The organism is Mesorhizobium sp. P160927, assembly GCF_057766385.1.
Map to the genome: position 1 here is coordinate 1,052,869 of NZ_JBYMDW010000001.1, position 19,816 is coordinate 1,072,684.

Here is a 19,816-nt window from a genome sequence, read left to right on the forward strand (position 1 = left end):
AATGAGGATGGGCCGGTGAGGATAGGACAGTGAGGCTGCAAGGCAAATCGGCGCTGATCACGGGATCGGCGCGAGGCATCGGCAGGGCTTTCGCCGAAGCCTATGTGCGCGAGGGCGCCACTGTCGCGATCGCCGATATCAACCTTGAAGCCGCGCAGAAGACGGCCGCCGCGATCGGCGACAATGCCTATCCCGTGAAACTCGACGTCACCGATCAGGCATCCATCGATGCCGCGGTGAAGGCGGTGGAGGACAAGGCGGGCGGTCTCGACATCCTGATCAACAACGCCGCTCTGTTCGACCTAGCGCCGATCGTGGAGATATCTCGGGCGAGCTATGAAAAGCTTTTCTCCGTCAATGTCGCTGGCACGCTGTTCATGCTGCAGGCAGCCGCCCGGTCGATGATCGCGCGGGGCAAGGGCGGCAGGATCATCAATATGGCAAGCCAGGCCGGGCGTCGCGGCGAGCCGCTGGTCGCAGTCTATTGTGCCACCAAGGCCGCGGTCATCTCCCTGACCCAGTCGGCCGGGCTCGATCTGATCAAGCACCGCATCAACGTCAACGGCATCGCGCCCGGCGTCGTCGACAGCGATATGTGGGACGAGGTCGATGCCTTGTTCGCCAAATACGAGAACCGGCCGAAGGGCGAGAAAAAGCGGCTGGTCGGCGAAGGCGTGCCTTACGGCCGCATGGGCAAGCCGGAAGACCTGGCCGGCATGGCCGTGTTCCTCGCCAGTGACGAGGCCGAATACATCGTTGCCCAGACCTACAATGTCGATGGCGGCCAATGGATGAGTTGAAAAGAACGATTTGAGGGGGACGGCGCCTCTTTCTTTCCTCCGGAGAAGGCGCCGCGGGGGCGGGTGAGGGGCCGCATGCTGGAACACCAGGTGCGGCCCCTCACCCTCGCCCTCCCGAAGGAGGCGAAACAGTCGGGCTGCAAATCGGCCAAAGGGTAAAGCAGATGACCGTGAAACTTTCTTCCTCGAGCCTCGCCGGGCTTCCGCCCAAGGTCGCAGGTCCGAACTATGACCGCTCGGCGCTGAAAGCCGGCATCGTGCATTTCGGTGTCGGCAATTTTCACCGCTCGCACCAGGCCGTCTATCTCGACGACCTGTTCGGTCAGGGCATCGGTCATGATTGGGCGCTGGTCGGCGCCGGCGTGTTCGACGGCGAGAAGATCGGCCGCGGCAAGCTTGAAGAGCAGGACTGGCTGACCACCGTGGTCGAGCAGGACGAGGGCCATATGAGCGCCCGCGTCACCGGCGCGATGATCGATTTCCTGATGCCGGGCGATGCCGGCGCCATCATCGATCGGCTGGCCGACCCGGCGATCAGGATCGTTTCGCTGACCATCACCGAAGGCGGCTATTTCATCGACCCGGCTTCCGGCGTCTTCAACCCGACCCATCCCGACATCGTCGCGGACGCGCAGCCGGGCGCCACACCAAAGACTGTGTTCGGCATCATCCTGGCCGGGCTGGTGCGACGCCGCGAGGATGGTATCGTGCCGTTCACCGTGATGTCCTGCGACAACATTCCCCACAACGGCCATGTCACGTCGGATGGCGTGATCGGCCTTGCCCGCCTGATCGACGAGGATCTGGCGAACTGGGTCAGCGACAAGGTCGCCTTCCCGAACGCCATGGTCGACCGCATTACGCCGGCAACCAGCGACCGCGAGCGCAAGATCCTCGCCGACGATTTCGGCCTCGAGGACAATTGGCCGGTGTTCTGCGAGCCGTTCCGGCAATGGGTGCTGGAAGACCATTTCACCGATGGCCGCCCGGCGTTGGAAAAGGTCGGCGTGCAGTTCGTCAAGGACGTCGCCCCTTATGAGCTGATGAAGATCCGCATCCTCAATGGCGGCCATGCCACCATCGCCTATCCGGCCGGGCTGATGGACATCCACTTCGTCCATGAAGCGATGCAGGAGCCGCTGGTGCGCGGGTTCCTCGACAAGCTCGAGCACGACGAGATTATCCCGACCGTGCCGCCGGTGCCGGACACGGTGCTGGAAGACTATTACCAGCTTATCGAGAAGCGCTTCTCCAATCCCAAGATCGGCGACACGGTGCGCCGGCTCTGCCTCGACGGGTCCAATCGCCAGCCGAAATTCATCATCCCGACCATCGCCGACCGCCTGAAGGCCGGCAAAGGCGTTGCCGGACTGGCGCTGGAATCGGCCCTTTGGTGCCGTTACTGCTTCGGCACGACGGACAGCGGCGCCGTCATCGAGCCCAACGACCCCAGATGGGACCGGCTGAAGGCAACGGCGAAGGCGGCAAAGGACGCGCCCGCCGCGTGGCTTGCGATGGACGATATCTATGGCGATGTCGGCCGCGCCGCCGCCTTCGTCGAGGCCTTCGCCCACGCGCTCAACGTGCTCTGGGCCAATGGCACGCGCACCACGCTGACGCGCTATCTCGCTAGCAAGCTCTGAGAGCCAGCCGGCATCATGACGCCTGAACTGGTCATCTTCGACTGCGACGGCGTGCTGGTCGACAGCGAGGCGCTCTCCGTTTCGGCGCTGCTCGGCATGATCGAACTCGCGGGCGGCAGTCTCGGCGAGGACGCTGCCTACGAGCATTTCCTAGGCAAGAGCATGAAAAGCGTGCGCGAGATCCTCAGCCGCGACTTCGGCCTGGAGATCACCGATCAGCATCTCACCGCCATGCGTGTCGACCTCATGCGAAAGTTTCGCGAGGAGCTGAAGCCGATCCCCGGCGTCAAGGAGATGCTGTCGAACCTCGGCCTGCCGTACTGCGTCGCCTCTTCCGGCACGCTGGAACGCATTCGTTACGCGCTCGATGTCACCGGTCTGCTGACGCTGATGGAGCCGCATCTGTTCAGCGCGGCCATGGTTGCCAAGGGAAAGCCGGCGCCCGACCTGTTCCTCCACGCCGCCGCGACCATGCGAGCCCATCCGCGCGGATGTCTCGTCATCGAGGACAGCCCGGCCGGTGTCGCCGCCGCACGCGCGGCAGGCATGCGCGTCCTTGCCTTTACCGGCGGCGCGCACGCCGGCAATCCGGGATTGAAAGCGCGGCTTGCGTCGACCGAACCGGACTTTATATTCGCTGACATGCTGCAATTGCCCGATCTGATTGCAGGCCTGGGAGCGAGAGTTAGAGCATCTTGACGAAACAGTTTGTCTGCGCGGTCGATGTCGGCACCGGGAGCGCTCGCGCGGGCATTCTCGACGCCAGTGGCGCCTTGCTCGGCCGTGCCGAGCGGCCGATCGCCATGAACCAGCCGAAGCCCGATCATGCCGAGCACGATTCGCGCGATATCTGGACCGCTGTCTGCACCGCCGTGCGTGCAGCGCGGGAAAAAGCCGGCGTCGCAGCCGGGGATATTGCCGGTATTTCCTTCGATGCCACCTGTTCTCTGGTCGTGCGGGACAGGCAAGGCGGCCAGCTCAGTGTGTCGACGAGCGGCGATAAGCGCTGGGACACCATTGTCTGGCTCGACCACCGCGCCATCGCCGAGGCCGACGAATGCACGGCGAGCGGCCACGAGGTGCTGAACTATATCGGCGGCGTCATGTCGCCCGAGATGGCGACGCCGAAGCTGATGTGGCTGAAGCGAAATCTACCGAAGACATGGAATGAAGCCGGCTATCTGTTCGACCTGGCCGATTTCCTGACCTGGCAGGCAACGGGCTCGCTGGCCCGCTCGCAATGCACGCTGACAGCGAAGTGGACTTATCTGGCGCACCAGGACATCGCATGGCAGCGCGACTTCTTCGAACTCGTCGGCCTCGACGATCTTTTTGACCATGGCAATCTGCCCGAAAAGGCAAGCCCGGTTGGCGTCGATATCGGCCCGTTGACAGCGCAGGCAGCGGCGGAACTCGGCCTGACCGAGAACTGCCGCGTCGGCGCAGGCGTCATCGACGCCTATGCCGGGGCGCTTGGCGTGCTCGGCGGCTTTGCCGGCGACGACCAGAATATTGGCCGCCATCTGGCGCTGATCGCAGGCACATCCTCCTGCGTCATGGCGATGTCGCCCGACCCGCAGCCTTTCGCCGGCGTATGGGGCCCTTACTACGGCGCCGCGCTGCCGAAGCTGTGGTTGTCGGAGGGTGGCCAGTCGGCGACCGGGGCGCTGCTCGACCATATCATCCGCTGGCACGGCGCCGGCGGCGAGCCGAACGCGGCCATGCATGCCAGGATCGCCGCGCGCGTCGCCGAACTGCGCGCCGCCGAGGGCGAGAACCTTGCCCCCCGATTACACGTGCTCCCGGATTTCCACGGCAACCGCTCGCCTCTCGCCGACCCGCACGCCGTCGGCGTCGTCAGCGGGCTGACGCTGGATTCGTCTTTCGACAGCCTGTGCAAGCTCTACTGGCGCACCGCCGTCGGCATCGCGCTCGGCGTGCGCCATGTGCTGGAGGCGCTGAACGAGAACGGCTACCTGATCGACACGCTGCACGTCACCGGCGGCCACACCAAGAACCCGCTCTTGATGGAGCTCTATGCCGACGCCACCGGCTGTACGGTCGTCGAGCCGCTGGCCGACGAGGCAGTGCTGCTCGGCACCGGCATGGTGGCGGCGACCGCCGCCGGGCTGTTCCCCGATCTCAACGCCGCCTGCCTTGCCATGCAGCAGGGCGGCAAGACACGCGCCGCCAACCCGGCGGCCGGCGCCCGCTTCGATCGCGACTACCGCATTTTCCTGGAAATGCACCGGCAGCGGCAGGTGCTCGACGCCATCCGGTAGGTTTTGGCGCTCTATTGCTTGCGCAGGGACGCGCCCGATGTCGCGTCGAACAGGTGGATCGCTTCCTCCTCGAACGCATAGCGGACGGGAGCATGCAGCACAGGGCATTCGCGTGCCGGAACCAGAGCGCTGATCTCCTTGCCGCCGGAGCCGAAGGTCACCAGCGCGTCATTGCCATGGAATTCGATGAGATCGGCAGTGCCTTGCAATATGCCGGCGGCGCCGGCGCCGGCCGTCTTCAGGTCCGGCGGGCGGATGCCCAGCACGGCGCGACCGCCCGGCTGGAGATGAAAGCCCGCCCCGTCTATCGAAAGCACCGTTCCAGCGCCGGTCAACGTCCAGCCGTTGCCGGCCCGGGCGGCCGTCACATCGACAAAATTCATGTTCGGCGTGCCGATGAAGCCGGCCACGAAAATATTGCCCGGCCGCCGGTAGATTTCCGCTGGCGAGCCGATCTGCTCGATGACGCCGTCCTTGAGCAGCACGATGCGGTCGGCGAGCGTCATCGCCTCCAGCTGGTCATGGGTGACATAGACGGTGGTGGTCTTCAGCGACTGGTGCAGCCGCGCGATCTCGACGCGCATATGGTTGCGCAATTTGGCGTCGAGATTGGACAAGGGCTCGTCGAACAGGAACACCTTGGGCGTCTTGATCATGGCCCGGGCGATCGCCACGCGCTGCTGCTGGCCGCCGGAAAGTTCGGCCGGCTTGCGGCCGAGATAGGGATCGAGCCCCAGCGTCCTCGAAACCGCTTCGACCCGCTTGCGGATCTCGGCCGCCGGCACCTTCTGGCGCCGCAGCCCGAAGGCGATGTTGTCGAAGATCGTCATGTGCGGATAGAGCGCGTAGTTCTGGAACACCATGGCGATGCCGCGATCCCCCGGATCGAGGTCGTTGACCACCTTGCCTCCGATCGAAACCTCGCCGCCGCTGATGTCCTCCAGACCCGCCAGCATCCTGAGCAAGGTCGACTTGCCGCAGCCGGACGGGCCGAGGAAGACGACGAATTCGTGCTCTTCAATGCTGAGGTTGAGATCGCGGATGACCGTGGTGGCGCCATAGGCCTTGTCGACATGGGAGCAAACGATCGCGGACATTGTCAGCCCTTTTCGCCTGTAAGCAGGATCTGCAGCTTGACGTCCTGCGGGTTGCCTTCGGCGGCCCGTTCGAACGCCTGGATGCTGTCGGCGAAATCATAGGTGCCGGTGATCAGGGGCTTGAGGTCGACCTTGCCGGAGGCGATGAGTTGCAGGGCGCGGTCGAAGATGTTGGCATAGCGGAACACCGTCTCGATGCGCACTTCCTTCGAGATCGCCGCCGGCACGTTGAGGGTCACCGGCTCTACCGGCAGCCCGACCAGCACCACCGCGCCACCTGGCCTCACGACATCGAACAGGTCGGTGAAAGCCTTGGGGCTGCCGCTCGCCTCGAAGACGATGTCGGCGCCCCAATTGTCGGTCGCGGCCGCGACGGCATCGACCAGCGACTGCTCGCCGATGTTGACCGGCACGATGCCGGCATATTGCGCTGCGATCTTCAGCTTGGGCGCGGAAAAATCGGAAATCAGCACTTTCGAACAGCCGCCGGCAAGGGCGGCAAGCGCGATCATGATGCCAATCGGGCCGCAGCCGACGACGACGGCGACATCGCCCGGAACGATCCGGGCGCGGCTTGCAGCCTGCATGCCGATGGCGAAGGGCTCGACCATGGCGCCCTCGGCGAAGGAGACATTGTCGGGCAGCCTGTAGGTGAAAGCCGCCGGGTGCACCGCATAGGGAGCAAGAATGCCATGCACCGGCGGCGTCGCCCAGAAGGTAACGTCAGGGTCGACATTGTAGATGCCGAGTTTTGTCGCGCGCGACGACAGGTTCGGCACGCCGGGCTCCATGCAGACCCGGTCGCCGACCTTCAGACTCCTGACATTGGGGCCGACCTCGACGATTGTGCCGGCGGCCTCGTGGCCGAGCACCATCGGCGCCCGCACGACATAACTGCCGATGGCGCCATGCGTGTAATAGTGCACGTCGCTGCCGCAGACGCCGACCGTGTGGATGGCGATCCTGACATCGTCGGGTCCGACATCGAGTGGCAACGCGATCTCGCGCAGCGACAGTTCGCCTTTTTTCTCAAGTACCAAAGCCCGCATCGGGTCGTCCTCACTTCAAGTCTTTTTTTGCCGGAAAACGGAATTCAGGAAACCGCTGAGCACGCCGAGGAAAAGCAGCGGCGGCAGCGACAGGAGCACGACCGAGGCGTTCAAGATTCCCCACGGCACGTTCATGCCTTGCTGGGAGAGTTCGGACGCGACGATCGGCAAGGTCTTTGCGTTGGAACTCGACAGCATCAGCGCGATCAGGAACTCGTTCCAGACCAGCACGAAGCTGAAGGCAACCGCGCCGATCAGCGAACGGGCAGCCACGGGTAGCGCGATCCGCCAGAACACCGCGTAAGCGCCGTAACCATCGACGAAGGCGGCTTCCTCGATTTCTTTCGGCACAACCTGAAAGGCCGGAATGGCCAGCCACATGATCACCGAGACGGTGAGCAGGGAATAGGTGACGATCAAAGCCGGCAAAGTGTCGTAGAGGCCGATTTGCAGCCAGATCACCATCAGCGGGATCGCCACCGCCACCGGCGGCAGGAAACGCAGCGACAGCACGAAGAACTGGATGTCGCCGGCCCAGCGGTTGGGATAGCGCGCTACGGCGTAGGCCGCGGGCAGGCCAAGCACGACGCCGATCAGCACGGCCGTGCCGCAAGCGATGACCGAATTGTAGAGGCCGGTGATGACGCTGTCGCGGCCAAGGATGTAGCTGATATTGGCAAGCGTCGGCGTGAACACCAGGCGGGGAACGCGGGTGATGATGTCGACGCTGTTCTTCAGTGAATTGAGCGCCGTCCACAGCAGCGGGAACACGGCCAGAAATCCGGCGAAGGCCAGGACGGCCTTGGCGATGATGCGACCGGGCTTCATGCCTGCACCCGCTTCCACAGCATGGTGAAGGTGATGACCGTGGCGATCATCATCAGCACGGCCATGGCCGAGGCGTAGGAGACCTTGCCGGACTCGATGAAGCCTTGCGAGAAGGCGTACATGTCGAGCGTTTCGGTTGCCACACCGGGGCCGCCGCGGGTCATCACATAGATCAGGTCGAAGGAGCGCAGCGACTCGATCATCTTGACGAACATCAGGCTGATCAGCGGCGCCTTCAGCATCGGCAAGGTGACGTAGGCGTGGATCTGCCAGCGCCGGGCATGGTCGAGCCTGGCCGCCTCGATCGGCTGCGGCGGCAAGGTCTCCAGCAGCTTGAGCACGATGACGGCGAAGAACAGGCCCCATTGCCAGACATCGACCGAGGCGACGGCGAACAGCGCCGTCGCGGGCTTGGACAGCGGGTCGAAGATCAGCCCGCCGGTGAGCAGCCGATAGGGGTAGGTGGCGATACCGTAGAGCGGATGGTAGGCGAACTTCCACACGAAGGCGGCCGAGACGCGCGGCAGCAGCACCGGGATGATGAACAGCAGGCAGTAAAGATTGCGCAGGCGCGGCGACGCGACCTCGAACATCAACACGCCCAGCCCAATGGCCACTGCCATGGTCGCCACGACGGTGACGATCTCCCACTTCACCGACACCCAGACGGCGTTGAGGAAGCGGCGGTCGGAGAATAGATCAAAAAAGTTCGAGAACCAGACCCAGGAATAGGCCGTCGAGCTCAGCTCGCGGTTCTGCAGGGCGATGATGACCGCGTAGAGCGTCGGCACCATCGACAGGACCAGCAGAATGACCAGTGTCGGCACGATAAAGGCGACCGGCAGGGATGAACGTCGAGGCATTGGTCTCAGGCCTTGCTGTGTCTTTGATATCTGGACATGACTGGTGGGCCCCTCCTGCGACGCACAGGTTCCGGCAGTCCCGAGACTGCCGCGAACCGCGCGCCGCAAGAGGGAGGGACCTACTTCTTCACCAGCTCATTGGCATAGGCCTCGAGCTCGTTGAGGCTGCCCTTGACGTCGGTGCGCGTGCCGGCGATCAATTCCTCGAGGATGATGCCCCAGCGGTCGCCGAGATCCGGCCAGCGTGGGTCCTGCCAGAAGTTCACCGCCGTCACCTTGCCGGTTTCGGCAAGCGCCTGGCCGAGATCGGCGCCGTAGATATCGGCGAACTCCTTGCTGGACAGGATACTGGTGCGGTTCAGCTCACCGAATTGGTGGGCGTCGAGCCGGCGCTTCTCGTTTTCCTTCGACGTCGCCCAGGCGATGAACAGGCCGGCGCACTTCTTCGAAGCGTCGTCGGCATTGGCTTTTGCCGCGATGGCAAGGCCATGGCCGTAACCGCCGCCGGGGAGTGGCGAGGGCGGCGGCAGGAAGCCGATCTTACCGACCACTTGCGAGGTTTTCGGGTCGACCGCCATGCCCGAAAGCGGCGTCGATTCGACGAGGATCGCGACTTGGCCCGACAGGAAGGCGCCGGTCGATTCGTCCCAGCTGCCGGTCTGCGTGCCGGGTGCCGAATCCTTGAACAGCTTCAGATAGGTCTCGGTCGCCTTGACCGCGGCCTCGGAATTGAAGGCCGGCTTGTCGCCATCGAACCACTTGCCGCCATAGGCCTTGAAGAACGGCATCCAGCGCCAGACATTGGCGCCCGAGCCGCGTGCGCCGCGCAACGCGATGCCATACATGCCCTTGTCGGCATTGGTCAGCTTCGGCACGTCGGCGATCAGCTCGTCCAGCGTCTTGGGCGGCTGGATGCCGGCGGCCTCCAGCACGTCCTTGCGGTAGACCATCAGGTCGCCGCCACCGGTCAGCGGCGCGAACCAGATCTTGCCGTCATAGGTGGCAACCTTCTGGCGGCCTGGGTCGAAGTCGGCATAGTCGTAGTCAGCCGGATAAAAATCGGTCAGCGGCGCGATCCACTTCGACGAGGCGAAAAGCGCCACATTCGCTTCATCGACATAGTAGACGTTGTAGTTGCCGACTGTGGACGCGTCCGCGCGCGACTTGGCGCGGCGATCGTTCTCGTTGAGATAATCAATCTTGAAGCCCGCGCCGGAGAGCTTCTCGAACTCGGCCTTTGAGTCCTCCAGAAGCGTCAGGCCGTCGCGTGGCTGCGCCAGCACCTTGACCGGTGCCGAACAGACCGGCGCCTGCGCCAGGGCTAGGGTTGAAACGGTAGCGGAAAGCACGAAAGCTGCGCCAAGGCTGGCAGCGAGCCGAACTGGTTTCATGATCTTTTCTCCTCCAGGAATACGTGGCGGGAAACGCAGGTCCTCGGGTTGCGCGATCCTCACCATCGCCCGAACGACATGCCACCCATCGCCAAAATGCGCGGTTGCGATGGCCCAAGCTAGAAGCCCCGTTGCAGCAGACCTGTACTTTTATGCATTGTGCAGCGCAAAAATCGGCGTCCACATACGGGGCGCGTCACACGAGTATCGATCTGGTCCAAAATGGTGATTCAGGATGCGCTTATGCGCGCATCGCCAGACGCTGCCGCGACAGCTTGCGATAGGATGTCGGCGTCATCTTGTGCTTGCGCAGGAAGGCGCGGTTGAAGTTGGAGATGTTCATGTAGCCGACCTGGAAACAGATGTCAGTGATCGGCACATCGGTGTCGGCCAGCAGCTTGCAGGCCTGCCATAGCCTGAGCTTGGCAAGATGGTCGCTGAACGAATTGCCTGTGTTCTTCTGGAAGAACCGCGAGAAGGTGCTTTCGCTCATGCCGGCCAGCTCGGCCACGTCAGGCAGCTTCAGATCCTCGGCGAAATGCTGGAACAGATAGGTCAGGGTGCGCTGGATGATGTCGAGCGAGGCGGCGTCGAGAACCGGCTGGAAGTTCGGTGATGACAACAGCTCATACTCATCGGTCCGGGCCAGCAGGTCGACCAGTTCGAGGAACAGGCAGAACCGGGCCAGCCCATGCACCGTACCCATCCGCTCCATCAGCGCGGCGCCTTCAAGCGCGGTCCCGCCGTGGAAGACCATGCCGCGCAGCGACCGTTCCAGGAACGGCTCCAGTTCGCGCAATTCCGGCAGCATGTCAGCCGATCCACGCAGCCGCTCGGGATCGAATTGCAGCACGATGTCGCGACCCTCGATCAACTCGCCTGGCTGCACCGCGGTGACCCAGTCATGCGGCAGGCCGCCACCGACGATGGTCAGGTAGCCCGGCCCGAACTCGCCAATATGGTCGCCGACCAGGACCACGCCGGAGGATTTCCGCAGCAGGTGGATCTCGTATTCCGGGTGGAAGTTCCAGACATTGCGCTCCCAGGGATAGTCGTCCAGCCGCCACAGGAAACTGTCGCTCACCTCGGTGACGATATGCTCGAAGGAAGGCGCCGTGCGCGGGATCGCGGCCGTGTTCTTTCTGGGTTTGAACGCCATCCTGCCTCCCACATTCGCCGTTGCCGAGTTTTTATCCGTAGCAGCCCGGGCCGGCAAGGGAGCGAGGCGACGCCTCCCGGCAATGGCGCTGGCTCAATCTGTTCTCGCGCCCCCTCCCTTGCCTTCATGTCGCATTTCGTTCAAGAGACGGCGCAAACGCCGCGAAACCGAAGGTTTTGCCGTTTGCAATGCGGCTTCCGGCTCTTTGCCGACGCGCCGCAACCTTGAAAGAGCAGGACAATGTCCGCGATCGAAGCCGGCGCTCGCGCGCCGGAAAATCTTTGGCGTCAGGAAATCAGGGCGACGCTGGCGCTGGCCTGGCCGATGGTGCTGACCAATCTCGGCCAGACGGCGATGACCGCCACCGACGTCATGATGATGGGCCGCCTCGGCGCGGACACGCTGGCCAGCGGCGCGCTGGGCGCCAACCTGTATTTCATGCCGCTGATCTTCGGCCTCGGCCTGATGCTGGCGACCTCGCCGATGATTGCCACCGAGCTTGGCCGCCGCCGCTATTCCGTGCGTGACCTGCGCCGCACCGTGCGCCAGGGCCTGTGGCTTGCGATCCTGATCTCGGTCCCGATCTGGCTCGTGCTGTGGCACGGCGAGGCCATCCTGCTGGCCATGGGCCAGGAGCCGGCGCTGGCGCGTCAGGCCGGCATTTACCTGCGCTGGCTGGAGTGGGCGGTGCTGCCCTTCTACGGCTACATCGTGCTGCGTTCGTTTATCTCGGCGCTGGAGCGGCCGGGCTGGGCGTTGGTGATCGTCTTCGTCGCCGTGGCTTTCAATGTGTTCGCCAACTGGGTGTTCATGTTTGGCAATCTCGGTGTTCCGGCCATGGGCATCGCCGGCTCGGGCCTTGCCACCTCGCTGTCCAGCACGCTAATGTTCGTCGGCATGGCTGTCGTGGTGATGTCGGAGAAAAAATTCCGGCGCTATCACCTGTTCGGCCGCTTCTGGCGATCCGACTGGCCGCGCTTCAAGGGCCTGCTGCGGCTCGGCCTGCCGATCGCCGGCATCCTTGCTTTCGAGGTGACGATCTTCAATGCCGCCGCCCTGCTGATGGGCCTGATCGACGCGGATTCGCTGGCCGCGCACGCCATCGCCATCCAGATCGCCTCGATTTCCTTCATGGTGCCGCTCGGCCTCAACCAGGCGGTGACGGTGCGGGTCGGGCTTGCCCATGGCGCCGGCAATCCAGAAGGTGTGTCGCGTGCCGGCTGGACCGCCTTCGTCATCGGCGTTTCCTTCATGGCGCTGATGGGGCTGGTGATGGTGCTTTGGCCGCATCTCCTGATCAGCGCCTTCATCGACCTTGGCAATCCTGCCAATGCCAGGGTGATCGCGCTTGCCGTTTCGTTCCTGGTTTTCGCCGCCCTGTTCCAGGTTTTCGACGGCGCGCAGGCGGTGGCTGCCGGCATGCTGCGCGGGCTGCACGACACCAAGGTCCCGATGATCTATGCCGCGATCGGCTACTGGGGCGTTGGCCTGCCGCTCGGCGTGCTGCTCGCCTTCCATTTCGGCTTCCGCGGCGTCGGCATCTGGATCGGCCTGTCTTCGGGGCTGGCCGTGGTGGCGGCGCTGCTTCTGGCCCGCTGGCTGCGGCGCGACCGCATCGTTCCGTCAGGCGCGTTCGGACATTGATCCAGGTGGCCGGTTGCCAGCCTGCCGTCATGTCCTAAAATTGCCGCTCACTAACCGGCGCCTTCAGATCGGCCCACGGACGCCCGCTAAGAGATAGGCCCTGAGCGGAAACGTTACCACCAAGAGACAAACGACCGAGGAGAACTATCATGAAGGCAATTGTGGTGACGGACCAGGCTGCGGGAACGGCCGGGATGAAGCTGGTGGAGCGGCCTGAGCCGCGGCCAGCGATAAACGATGTCGTCGTTCAGGTTCATGCTTCGGGATTCGTCCCGACCGAGCTGGCATGGCCCTCCACCTGGACCGACCGCCGCGGCCTTGACCGAACACCGTCGATCCTTGGGCACGAGCTGGCCGGAGTTGTCATCGCACTCGGCTACGGCACAACGGGACTGTCGGTAGGTCAGAGAGTGTTCGGCCTCGCCGACTGGCATCGCGATGGAACGCTCGCGGAGTACGTAGCCATGGAAGCACGCAACCTAGCGCCGCTGCCGGGCGACGTCGACTTCACGGTGGGCGCGAGCCTGCCGATCTCGGGTCTCACCGCGTGGCAGGGACTCTTCCAGCATGGCCGCCTTCAGGCGGGGCAGAGCGTCCTCGCGCACGGTGCGGCCGGCGCGGTCGGGTCGATGGTGACGCAACTTGCACGAGAGGCCGGCGCCTGTGTCATCGGCACCGGACGCGCCTCCGACCGTCAGACGGTGCTCGACTTTGGCGCGAATGAGTTCGTCGACCTCGAGAACGACGCCCTCGAAGATGTGGGCGAAGTCGCTCTCGTATTCGATGTGATCGGCGGGGAAATCGGCAAGCGGTCCGCCGGCCTGATCCGAGCCGGAGGAACACTGGTGTCCGTCGTCGGACCGACAGAGGCGCGGCCTGCCGACGGCTTGGCGGTCGACTTCGTTGTCGAGTCCGATCGTGCCCAACTGAGCGAGATCGTCCAGCGGGTGCGGGACGGACGACTGCGGACAAACATTGGCAACGTTTCGACCCTCAACGACGCCGTAGCCGCCTTCAACCCTACCGAGCGACGCACCGGGAAGACGATCATCCGCGTTCGTCCGTGATTTGAAATGGCGGAGAGGCAAGAGTCCTCCTCCGGCCGAAAGCTGAAGCATCCAGCATGATCGAATGGTCTCAATGGGCATCCGAACGCTAAACACCGGGAGTTTGCGGTCGCCGTCGAGGTTGCTCCACGCAACATGCTCTCGGCTCAGCGAGCCGCCGCTCGTTGTTCGAGCCGCCGCGCATACTGCGTCAGCGGAAAGCATAGAGCGAAAAAGATCAGCGCCACCAGCCCATAGACCTTGAACGGTTCGAAGGTAGCGTTGTTGATGGCGTTGGAGGTTCGCACCAATTCCTCGAAGCCGATGATCGAGGTCAGCGCGGTCGACTTGATCAGCTGCACCAGGAAACCGACCGTTGGCGCGCGGGTGATCGCGAACGCCTGCGGCAGGATGATCAGCCTGAGCTCCTGCAGATAGTGCAGGCCGAGGCTGGCGCCGGCATCCCATTGGCCCAATGGCAGCGCATCGACGCCAGAGCGCCAGATTTCGGCCAGATAGGCGCTGGCGAAGAAGGTGAGGCCGAGCACCGCCGCCGTCCACGGCTCGATACGCAGGCCGAGCATCGGCAGGCCGAAGAACATCAGGAACAGCTGCATCAGCAACGGCGTTCCCTGGAACAAGGCGATGTAACCGGAGGCAACGCGCCGGCTCCATTTATTCTCTGAGATCCTCAGGAACAGCACCGCCATTCCGACCAGCGCGCCGCCGACGAAGGCGGCCAGCGACAAAAGTACGGTCCAGCGCGCGGCAAGCAGAAGGTTGCGCACGATGTCCCAGAGGGTGAACTCGATCATGACACCCCAGCTCCGAGCGCGCGGCGGCCGCCTGCAACCAGCAGCCGCCGCAAGGCCATCGACATCAAGAGATAGACCAGCGTCACGACGAAATACGTCTCGAAAGAACGGAAGGTGCGCGCTTGCAGCATGTCGGCCTCATAGGTCAGCTCGCGTACAGCGATCTGCGACACCACGGCTGATTCCAGCATCATGATGACGATCTGGCTGGTCAGCGCGGGGTAGATGATCTTGAGCGCCTGCGGCAGCACGATCTTGATGAACAGCTGGCGCGGCCTCAGCCCGAGCGCTAGTGCTGCTTCCGTCTGCCCGTGCGGCACCGCGTCAAGGCCAGCGCCGACGATCTCGACCGTGTAGGCGGCCATGTTGAGCGTCATCGCCAACATGGCGGCGAGGATCGGATCGAGCCTGATGCCGAGGCTCGGCAGGCCGAAGAAGACGAAGAACAGCTGCACCAGGAACGGCGTGTTGCGCATCACCTCGACATACCAGCCGATGGCCCGGCGCAGCAGCGCGGGGCCACTTCGCCGCCCGGCGGCACCGAGGATGCTGAGCAGCGTGCCCGCAAGCGTGGTGACGGCGATCAAAAGGATCGTCGTCGCCGCGCCGTGCGCGATGTCGCCCACGGCACCTGGAAGCCAGCCGAAGGCCACGTCGACTCAATCCTTGAGGTTGTCGGGGTTCAGCGGCGTCTTCAGCCAGGCCTTCGAGCTTTCGTCCAGCTTGCCGTCGGCCAGCATCTTGGCAATGGCGTCGTTGACCGCCTTCTTCAGGGCGTCCTCGTTCTTGTTGAGGCCGATATGCGACGGCGAGGTCAGAAGCTGGAACTTCTGCTCCGGCTTCAGCGCATCCTGCTTGGCCAGCACCTGCGCGCCGACATCGTTGCCGACGACCATCAGCTGGGTCTGGCCGGAGATGAAGGCCTGGATCACCGAATTGTAGTTATCGAAACGCTTGATGTCCGCCGAGGCCGGTGCTGCTTCGGTTAGCGAGGTGTCTTCCAGCGTGCCGCGATTGACGGCGATCGACTTGCCGGCAAGATCTTCCTTGCCTTTGACTGGCATTGCCGCCGGACCGATCACCGCGATGTAATAGGGCGCGTAGGCAGCGGCGAAGTCGATGACCTGCTCGCGCTCTTTCGAGTAGCCGACGCTCATCAGGATGTCGACGCGATGGTCGTTCAAATAGGGGATGCGGTTCTGGCCGGTGACGGCAACGGTGTTGAGCTTCACCTTGAGCGTGTCGGCGATGTACTGCGCCACATCCATGTCATAGCCCTTGAGGCTCATGTCGGCACTGGCTGAGGAGAAGGGCGGGAAATCGGCGAAGACGCCGACATTGATGGTGCCGGCCTTGGTGATGTCGGCCAGCGCGTCGGCATTGGCGGCTTGCGGGGCGAAGCCCGCTAACCCCAGGAGCAGAACGGCGGCGATGGATGATTTGAGGTGGATTGTCATTGTCATTCCCCTTCTGGAAGCTTTTGATTGTTTGGGTCGGGCGCCGGCTCCAGTGCGGCGGCCGCCTTTCTTTGTCAGGCTCCCTTGCCTGATACTGCCGGGCTGAACACCATCAGGCTCAGGATCTCGAACAGCACCTGCGCCCCGGCGTGCGCGGTGTTGGTGGTGGCATCATATTGCGGCGCCACCTCGACGACATCGCCCCCGACAATGTTCAGGCCTTTGAGACCGCGCAGCAGTTCGAGCACTTCGCGCGTCGTCAGTCCGCCGACTTCCGGCGTGCCGGTGCCCGGTGCGAAGGCCGGATCGACGCTGTCGATGTCGAAGGACACATAGGTCGGGCCGTCACCGACTATTCTGCGCGCCTTCTCGATGATGGCGGGAATGCCGAGACCGGTCACCTCCTCGGCATGGACCACGGTCATCCCGGACTCGTAGGTGAACTCCCACAGATATTCGGCCGAGCCGCGGATGCCGATCTGGGTGGTGCGCGTCGGATCGAGCACGCCGTCCAGCACCGCGTTGCGAAACGGGCCGCCATGGTGGAATTTGGTCAGGTCGAACAGGCCGCTGGTATCGCAATGCGCATCGATGTGGATCAGCCCGACCGGCGCCTTCTTGCCGACCGCCTTCAGGATCGGGTGGGTGATCGAATGGTCGCCGCCGACCGACAACGGGATGACCCCGGCGTCGACGATCTGGTTGATGCGCCGCTCGATATCCTCATGGCTGGTCTCCAGCCGGTAGCGGCTCTGGAACGGAACGTCGCCGATGTCGGCGACCCTGAGTTCATGCGTCGGCGCGCATTCCAGCACGTGATTGTAGGGGCCGATGCGCTCGATCGCCCGCAAGGCGCGCGGCCCGAAGCGCGAGCCCGGCCGGTTGGTGACGCCGAGATCCATCGGCACGCCCGTTATCGCCACCTGCAGATCGCCGAAGTCCGGATTGTCAGCCGATATTTCGCGGTAGGGCGCGGCAAGGAAGGTCGGGATGCCGGAATAGGGCGCCAGCCGCGTGCCGCTCTTGGAAAAGATTTTGTCGGCGACCTTGCGGAATTTCGGGTCGAACATCTCGCCGCCATGGCTTTCGCCATATTTGCGACGCAGCGCATCGAGCTTGCCGCGATCATATCCCATATCCGCTCCTCCTCGGCTGATGCAGTCGTGCCGGCGGTAACCTCGGGCGAACCGACCGTCATCCGGCCGGGCCGTTGTCCCGCCGGCTGTCTGCAGATTTCACGTCTTGATGTTGTCTTGGGGTAAAGTGTCCGGCAGCCGCTTTGAAAAAGCAATTGATATTGTTAGGGTGGCTCCTGTGAGAAAAGCTCACAATAAAGCCGAGCATTCATGGCCAAGCGCCTGCCACCTCTCAACCCGCTGCGCGCCTTCGAGGCCACGGCCCGCCATGCGTCGCTGACCAAGGCGGCGAGCGAACTGAATGTCACGCACGGAGCCGTCAGCCACCAGATCAAGGCGCTAGAGCAATCGCTTGGGGTCAAGCTGTTCGAGCGCGTCGGCCAGCGGGTCAAGCTGACGCCGCATGGCGCCGAACTTTTGCCGGCGGTATCGGTCGCCTTCGACGGCATCGCCGCCGCCACCCAACGGCTGACGCGGCCGGTAAGCAGCGGCGCGCTGTCGGTGTCCTGCGTGCCGGCCTTGCTGCTCTTGTGGATGACGCCGAGGCTGGGCAGCTTCACCGCGCAATATCCCGACATCCAGCTGACGCTCATTCCCTCCAACGATCCCAGGGATATCCGGGCGCCGCATATCGATGTCTGCGTGCATTATGGCGATGGCAGCTGGACCGATTGCTGGATGCGCAAATGGTCGGGCCTGGAGCTGTTCCCGGTGGTCAGCCCGACGCTGATCAACAACCGGCCGATCCGCAATGTTCGCGACCTCGCCGACCATGTCTTGCTGCATGGCGACGACGGCCGCGAGTGGCACACCTGGCTGGCCGCCGCTGACGCGCTGGAGCTGGAGCGCGGCCGGCGCCATCATCTCGGCGATGCACGCATGACGACGGAAGCCGCCGTCCATGGCCACGGCGTGGCGCTGGGCGACTCGGTGACGGCAAGCGCCCTGCTGGCCAGGGGAATGCTGGTCGCGCCGTTCAGCCTGTCGGTGCCGGCGGTCGACGATTTCTATGTCGTTTGCCGCAACGAAATGCGGGCGACGCCGATCGTGCAGGTGTTCATCGACTGGCTGTTCGCCGAGAAGGCCGGGGATGACGGCCGCGCCGACGCTCCGGTCGCGGGCCGCCTCGTCACCCGCCGCAAACGACCCGCGCTCAAGGTGATGGGCGGCAAACCCTCGTAGCCGCACGCAGGGCGTTCTTTTTGTCGGGCCAGCCTGAAAGCGGGCAGCGTTTTTGCCAATTCGATGCTATGAGGCCTGTCGCGATTGTGGGTGGCAGGCAGCGAAGGCGGTGACGAGATATGGCCAGGACCGATATTGCGCGGCGCGTCTATAACCACACCTGGAAGCTCGACCCGATCGTGCGCAGTTTGCTCGACACCGACTTCTACAAGCTTTTGATGCTGCAGATGATCTGGGGCATGTACCCCAAGGTCGACACCACCTTCTCACTGATCAACCGCACCACCTCGGTGCGGCTCGCCGACGAGATCGATGAGGGAGAGCTGCGCGAACAGCTCGACCATGCCCGCACCTTGCGCTTCTCAAAGAAGGAGATGATCTGGCTCGGCGGCAACAATTTCTACGGCCGCAAGCAGATTTTCGAGCCGGAGTTCCTCGCCTGGCTGGAAGGCTTCCGGCTGCCCGGCTATGAGCTTTCCAAGCGTGACGGCCAATACGAGCTCTCTTTCTCCGGCCCCTGGATGTACACCACGCTTTGGGAGATCCCGGCGCTCGCCATCATCAATGAATTGCGTTCGCGTGCCGCTTTGCGATCGTTCGGGCCTTTTACGCTCGACGTGCTCTATGCCCGCGCCAAGGCCAAGATGTGGGCCAAGACCGAACGGCTGAAGGCGCTGCCCGGCATCCGCATCTCGGATTTCGGTACCCGCCGGCGCCATTCCTTCCTGTGGCAGCGCTGGTGCGTCGAGGCGCTCAAGGAAGGCATCGGCGAAGCCTTCACCGGCACCTCCAACGTGCTGCTGGCCATGGACAACGATCTCGAAGCGCTCGGCACCAACGCGCATGAACTGCCGATGGTGTTCGCGGCCCTCGCCAATTCGGAAAAAGAGCTGAAGCAGTCGCCCTACAAGGTGTTGCAGGACTGGCAGCGCTACTATGGCGGCAATCTCTTGATCGTGCTGCCCGATGCCTTCGGCACCGCCTCGTTCCTGCGCGACGCGCCGGACTGGGTCGCCGACTGGACCGGCTTCCGCCCCGACAGCGCGCCGCCGATCGAGGGCGGCGAAAAAATCATCGATTGGTGGCGCGAGAAGGGCAAGGACCCCAGGCAGAAGCTGCTGATCTTTTCCGACGGCCTCGAGGTCGAGACCATCGAGGAGACCTACCGTCATTTCAAGGGCAAGGTGCGCATGTCTTTCGGCTGGGGCACAAATCTGACCAACGACTTCGAAGGTTGCGCGCCGACGCAGACCAACAGCCTCGACGCCATATCGCTGGTCTGCAAGGTCACCGAAGCCAATGGAAGGCCGGCGGTGAAGCTGTCCGACAATCCGGCCAAGGCGACGGGCGATCTCAAGGAGATCGAGCGGTATTTGAGGATTTTTGGGCAAAAGGATCGCGTGGAGCAACTCGTCAAGGTTTGA

The 19,816-nt window shown here is 63.8% G+C and carries 18 protein-coding genes; 8 read left to right on the top strand and 10 right to left on the bottom strand.

All coding sequences use genetic code 11. The features are described from left to right. Nucleotides 1-29 precede the first annotated feature (29 nt). The 4 genes from AC3CB8_RS05370 to AC3CB8_RS05385 all read left to right on the top strand — a co-directional run bounded on the left by AC3CB8_RS05370 (nucleotide 30) and on the right by AC3CB8_RS05385 (nucleotide 4,725). Nucleotides 30-800, top strand: a complete 771-nt coding sequence (locus tag AC3CB8_RS05370) for an L-iditol 2-dehydrogenase (protein ID WP_352563322.1) — start codon at nucleotides 30-32, stop codon at nucleotides 798-800. A 164-nt stretch (nucleotides 801-964) separates the two neighbouring features. Continuing rightward, nucleotides 965-2,443 (top strand): mannitol dehydrogenase family protein, encoded by a 1,479-nt coding sequence (locus AC3CB8_RS05375; protein WP_352564473.1) that lies wholly within the window; start codon nucleotides 965-967, stop codon nucleotides 2,441-2,443. A gap of 15 nt (nucleotides 2,444-2,458) precedes the next feature. Beyond that, nucleotides 2,459-3,142 (top strand): HAD family hydrolase, encoded by a 684-nt coding sequence (locus AC3CB8_RS05380; protein WP_023772220.1) that lies wholly within the window; start codon nucleotides 2,459-2,461, stop codon nucleotides 3,140-3,142. Next, nucleotides 3,139-4,725 (top strand): FGGY-family carbohydrate kinase, encoded by a 1,587-nt coding sequence (locus AC3CB8_RS05385; RefSeq protein WP_352564471.1) that lies wholly within the window; start codon nucleotides 3,139-3,141, stop codon nucleotides 4,723-4,725. Before AC3CB8_RS05380 ends, AC3CB8_RS05385 begins: the two co-directional genes overlap by 4 nt. Before the next feature lie 11 nt (nucleotides 4,726-4,736). Here AC3CB8_RS05385 and AC3CB8_RS05390 read toward each other — a convergent pair whose 3' ends face one another. The 6 genes from AC3CB8_RS05390 to AC3CB8_RS05415 all read right to left on the bottom strand — a co-directional run bounded on the left by AC3CB8_RS05390 (nucleotide 4,737) and on the right by AC3CB8_RS05415 (nucleotide 11,112). Then, complete coding sequence (locus tag AC3CB8_RS05390; protein WP_023793144.1) at nucleotides 4,737-5,822, bottom strand: ABC transporter ATP-binding protein; 1,086 nt, start codon at nucleotides 5,820-5,822, stop codon at nucleotides 4,737-4,739. Nucleotides 5,823-5,824: 2 nt separating this feature from the next. Beyond that, nucleotides 5,825-6,871, bottom strand: a complete 1,047-nt coding sequence (locus AC3CB8_RS05395) for an NAD(P)-dependent alcohol dehydrogenase (RefSeq protein ID WP_352564468.1) — start codon at nucleotides 6,869-6,871, stop codon at nucleotides 5,825-5,827. Between the two features lie 15 nt (nucleotides 6,872-6,886). Next, complete coding sequence (locus tag AC3CB8_RS05400; RefSeq protein ID WP_352564466.1) at nucleotides 6,887-7,699, bottom strand: carbohydrate ABC transporter permease; 813 nt, start codon at nucleotides 7,697-7,699, stop codon at nucleotides 6,887-6,889. Then, a complete protein-coding gene (locus AC3CB8_RS05405) occupies nucleotides 7,696-8,562 on the bottom strand; it encodes a carbohydrate ABC transporter permease (RefSeq protein ID WP_352564464.1) in 867 nt (288 codons plus the stop codon). The genes AC3CB8_RS05400 and AC3CB8_RS05405 overlap by 4 nt, the downstream gene beginning before the upstream one ends. Before the next feature lie 119 nt (nucleotides 8,563-8,681). Next, entirely contained in the window at nucleotides 8,682-9,953 is a 1,272-nt protein-coding gene (locus AC3CB8_RS05410; protein ID WP_352564462.1) for an ABC transporter substrate-binding protein, read from the bottom strand. A 241-nt stretch (nucleotides 9,954-10,194) separates the two neighbouring features. Continuing rightward, entirely contained in the window at nucleotides 10,195-11,112 is a 918-nt protein-coding gene (locus AC3CB8_RS05415; protein ID WP_023772228.1) for an AraC family transcriptional regulator, read from the bottom strand. 240 nt (nucleotides 11,113-11,352) lie between these two features. Here AC3CB8_RS05415 and AC3CB8_RS05420 point away from each other — a divergent pair, with 240 nt between their 5' ends. Both AC3CB8_RS05420 and AC3CB8_RS05425 read left to right on the top strand, forming a co-directional pair. Continuing rightward, nucleotides 11,353-12,756 (top strand): MATE family efflux transporter, encoded by a 1,404-nt coding sequence (locus AC3CB8_RS05420; protein ID WP_352564459.1) that lies wholly within the window; start codon nucleotides 11,353-11,355, stop codon nucleotides 12,754-12,756. Between the two features lie 149 nt (nucleotides 12,757-12,905). Continuing rightward, the gene (locus AC3CB8_RS05425) at nucleotides 12,906-13,823 is read left to right on the top strand and encodes an NADP-dependent oxidoreductase (protein ID WP_352564458.1); all 918 of its coding nucleotides are present in this window, start codon (nucleotides 12,906-12,908) and stop codon (nucleotides 13,821-13,823) included. Nucleotides 13,824-13,969: 146 nt separating this feature from the next. Here the strand turns inward: AC3CB8_RS05425 and AC3CB8_RS05430 are convergent, their stop codons facing one another. The 4 genes from AC3CB8_RS05430 to speB all read right to left on the bottom strand — a co-directional run bounded on the left by AC3CB8_RS05430 (nucleotide 13,970) and on the right by speB (nucleotide 17,210). Beyond that, nucleotides 13,970-14,617, bottom strand: coding sequence for an amino acid ABC transporter permease (locus tag AC3CB8_RS05430; protein WP_023781842.1), 648 nt, complete (start codon nucleotides 14,615-14,617; stop codon nucleotides 13,970-13,972). After that, on the bottom strand, nucleotides 14,614-15,270 hold the full coding sequence (locus tag AC3CB8_RS05435) for an amino acid ABC transporter permease (protein WP_352564457.1): 657 nt from the start codon (nucleotides 15,268-15,270) through the stop codon (nucleotides 14,614-14,616). Before AC3CB8_RS05435 ends, AC3CB8_RS05430 begins: the two co-directional genes overlap by 4 nt. Nucleotides 15,271-15,276: 6 nt before the next feature. After that, nucleotides 15,277-16,080 (bottom strand): transporter substrate-binding domain-containing protein, encoded by an 804-nt coding sequence (locus AC3CB8_RS05440; protein WP_031240273.1) that lies wholly within the window; start codon nucleotides 16,078-16,080, stop codon nucleotides 15,277-15,279. 68 nt (nucleotides 16,081-16,148) lie between these two features. Continuing rightward, entirely contained in the window at nucleotides 16,149-17,210 is a 1,062-nt protein-coding gene (gene speB / locus AC3CB8_RS05445) for an agmatinase (RefSeq protein WP_488377267.1), read from the bottom strand. 210 nt (nucleotides 17,211-17,420) lie between these two features. Here speB and gcvA point away from each other — a divergent pair, with 210 nt between their 5' ends. Then, on the top strand, nucleotides 17,421-18,392 hold the full coding sequence (gene gcvA / locus AC3CB8_RS05450; protein WP_023781839.1) for a transcriptional regulator GcvA: 972 nt from the start codon (nucleotides 17,421-17,423) through the stop codon (nucleotides 18,390-18,392). A 119-nt stretch (nucleotides 18,393-18,511) separates the two neighbouring features. Next, a complete protein-coding gene (gene pncB, locus AC3CB8_RS05455; protein WP_023772236.1) occupies nucleotides 18,512-19,816 on the top strand; it encodes a nicotinate phosphoribosyltransferase in 1,305 nt (434 codons plus the stop codon).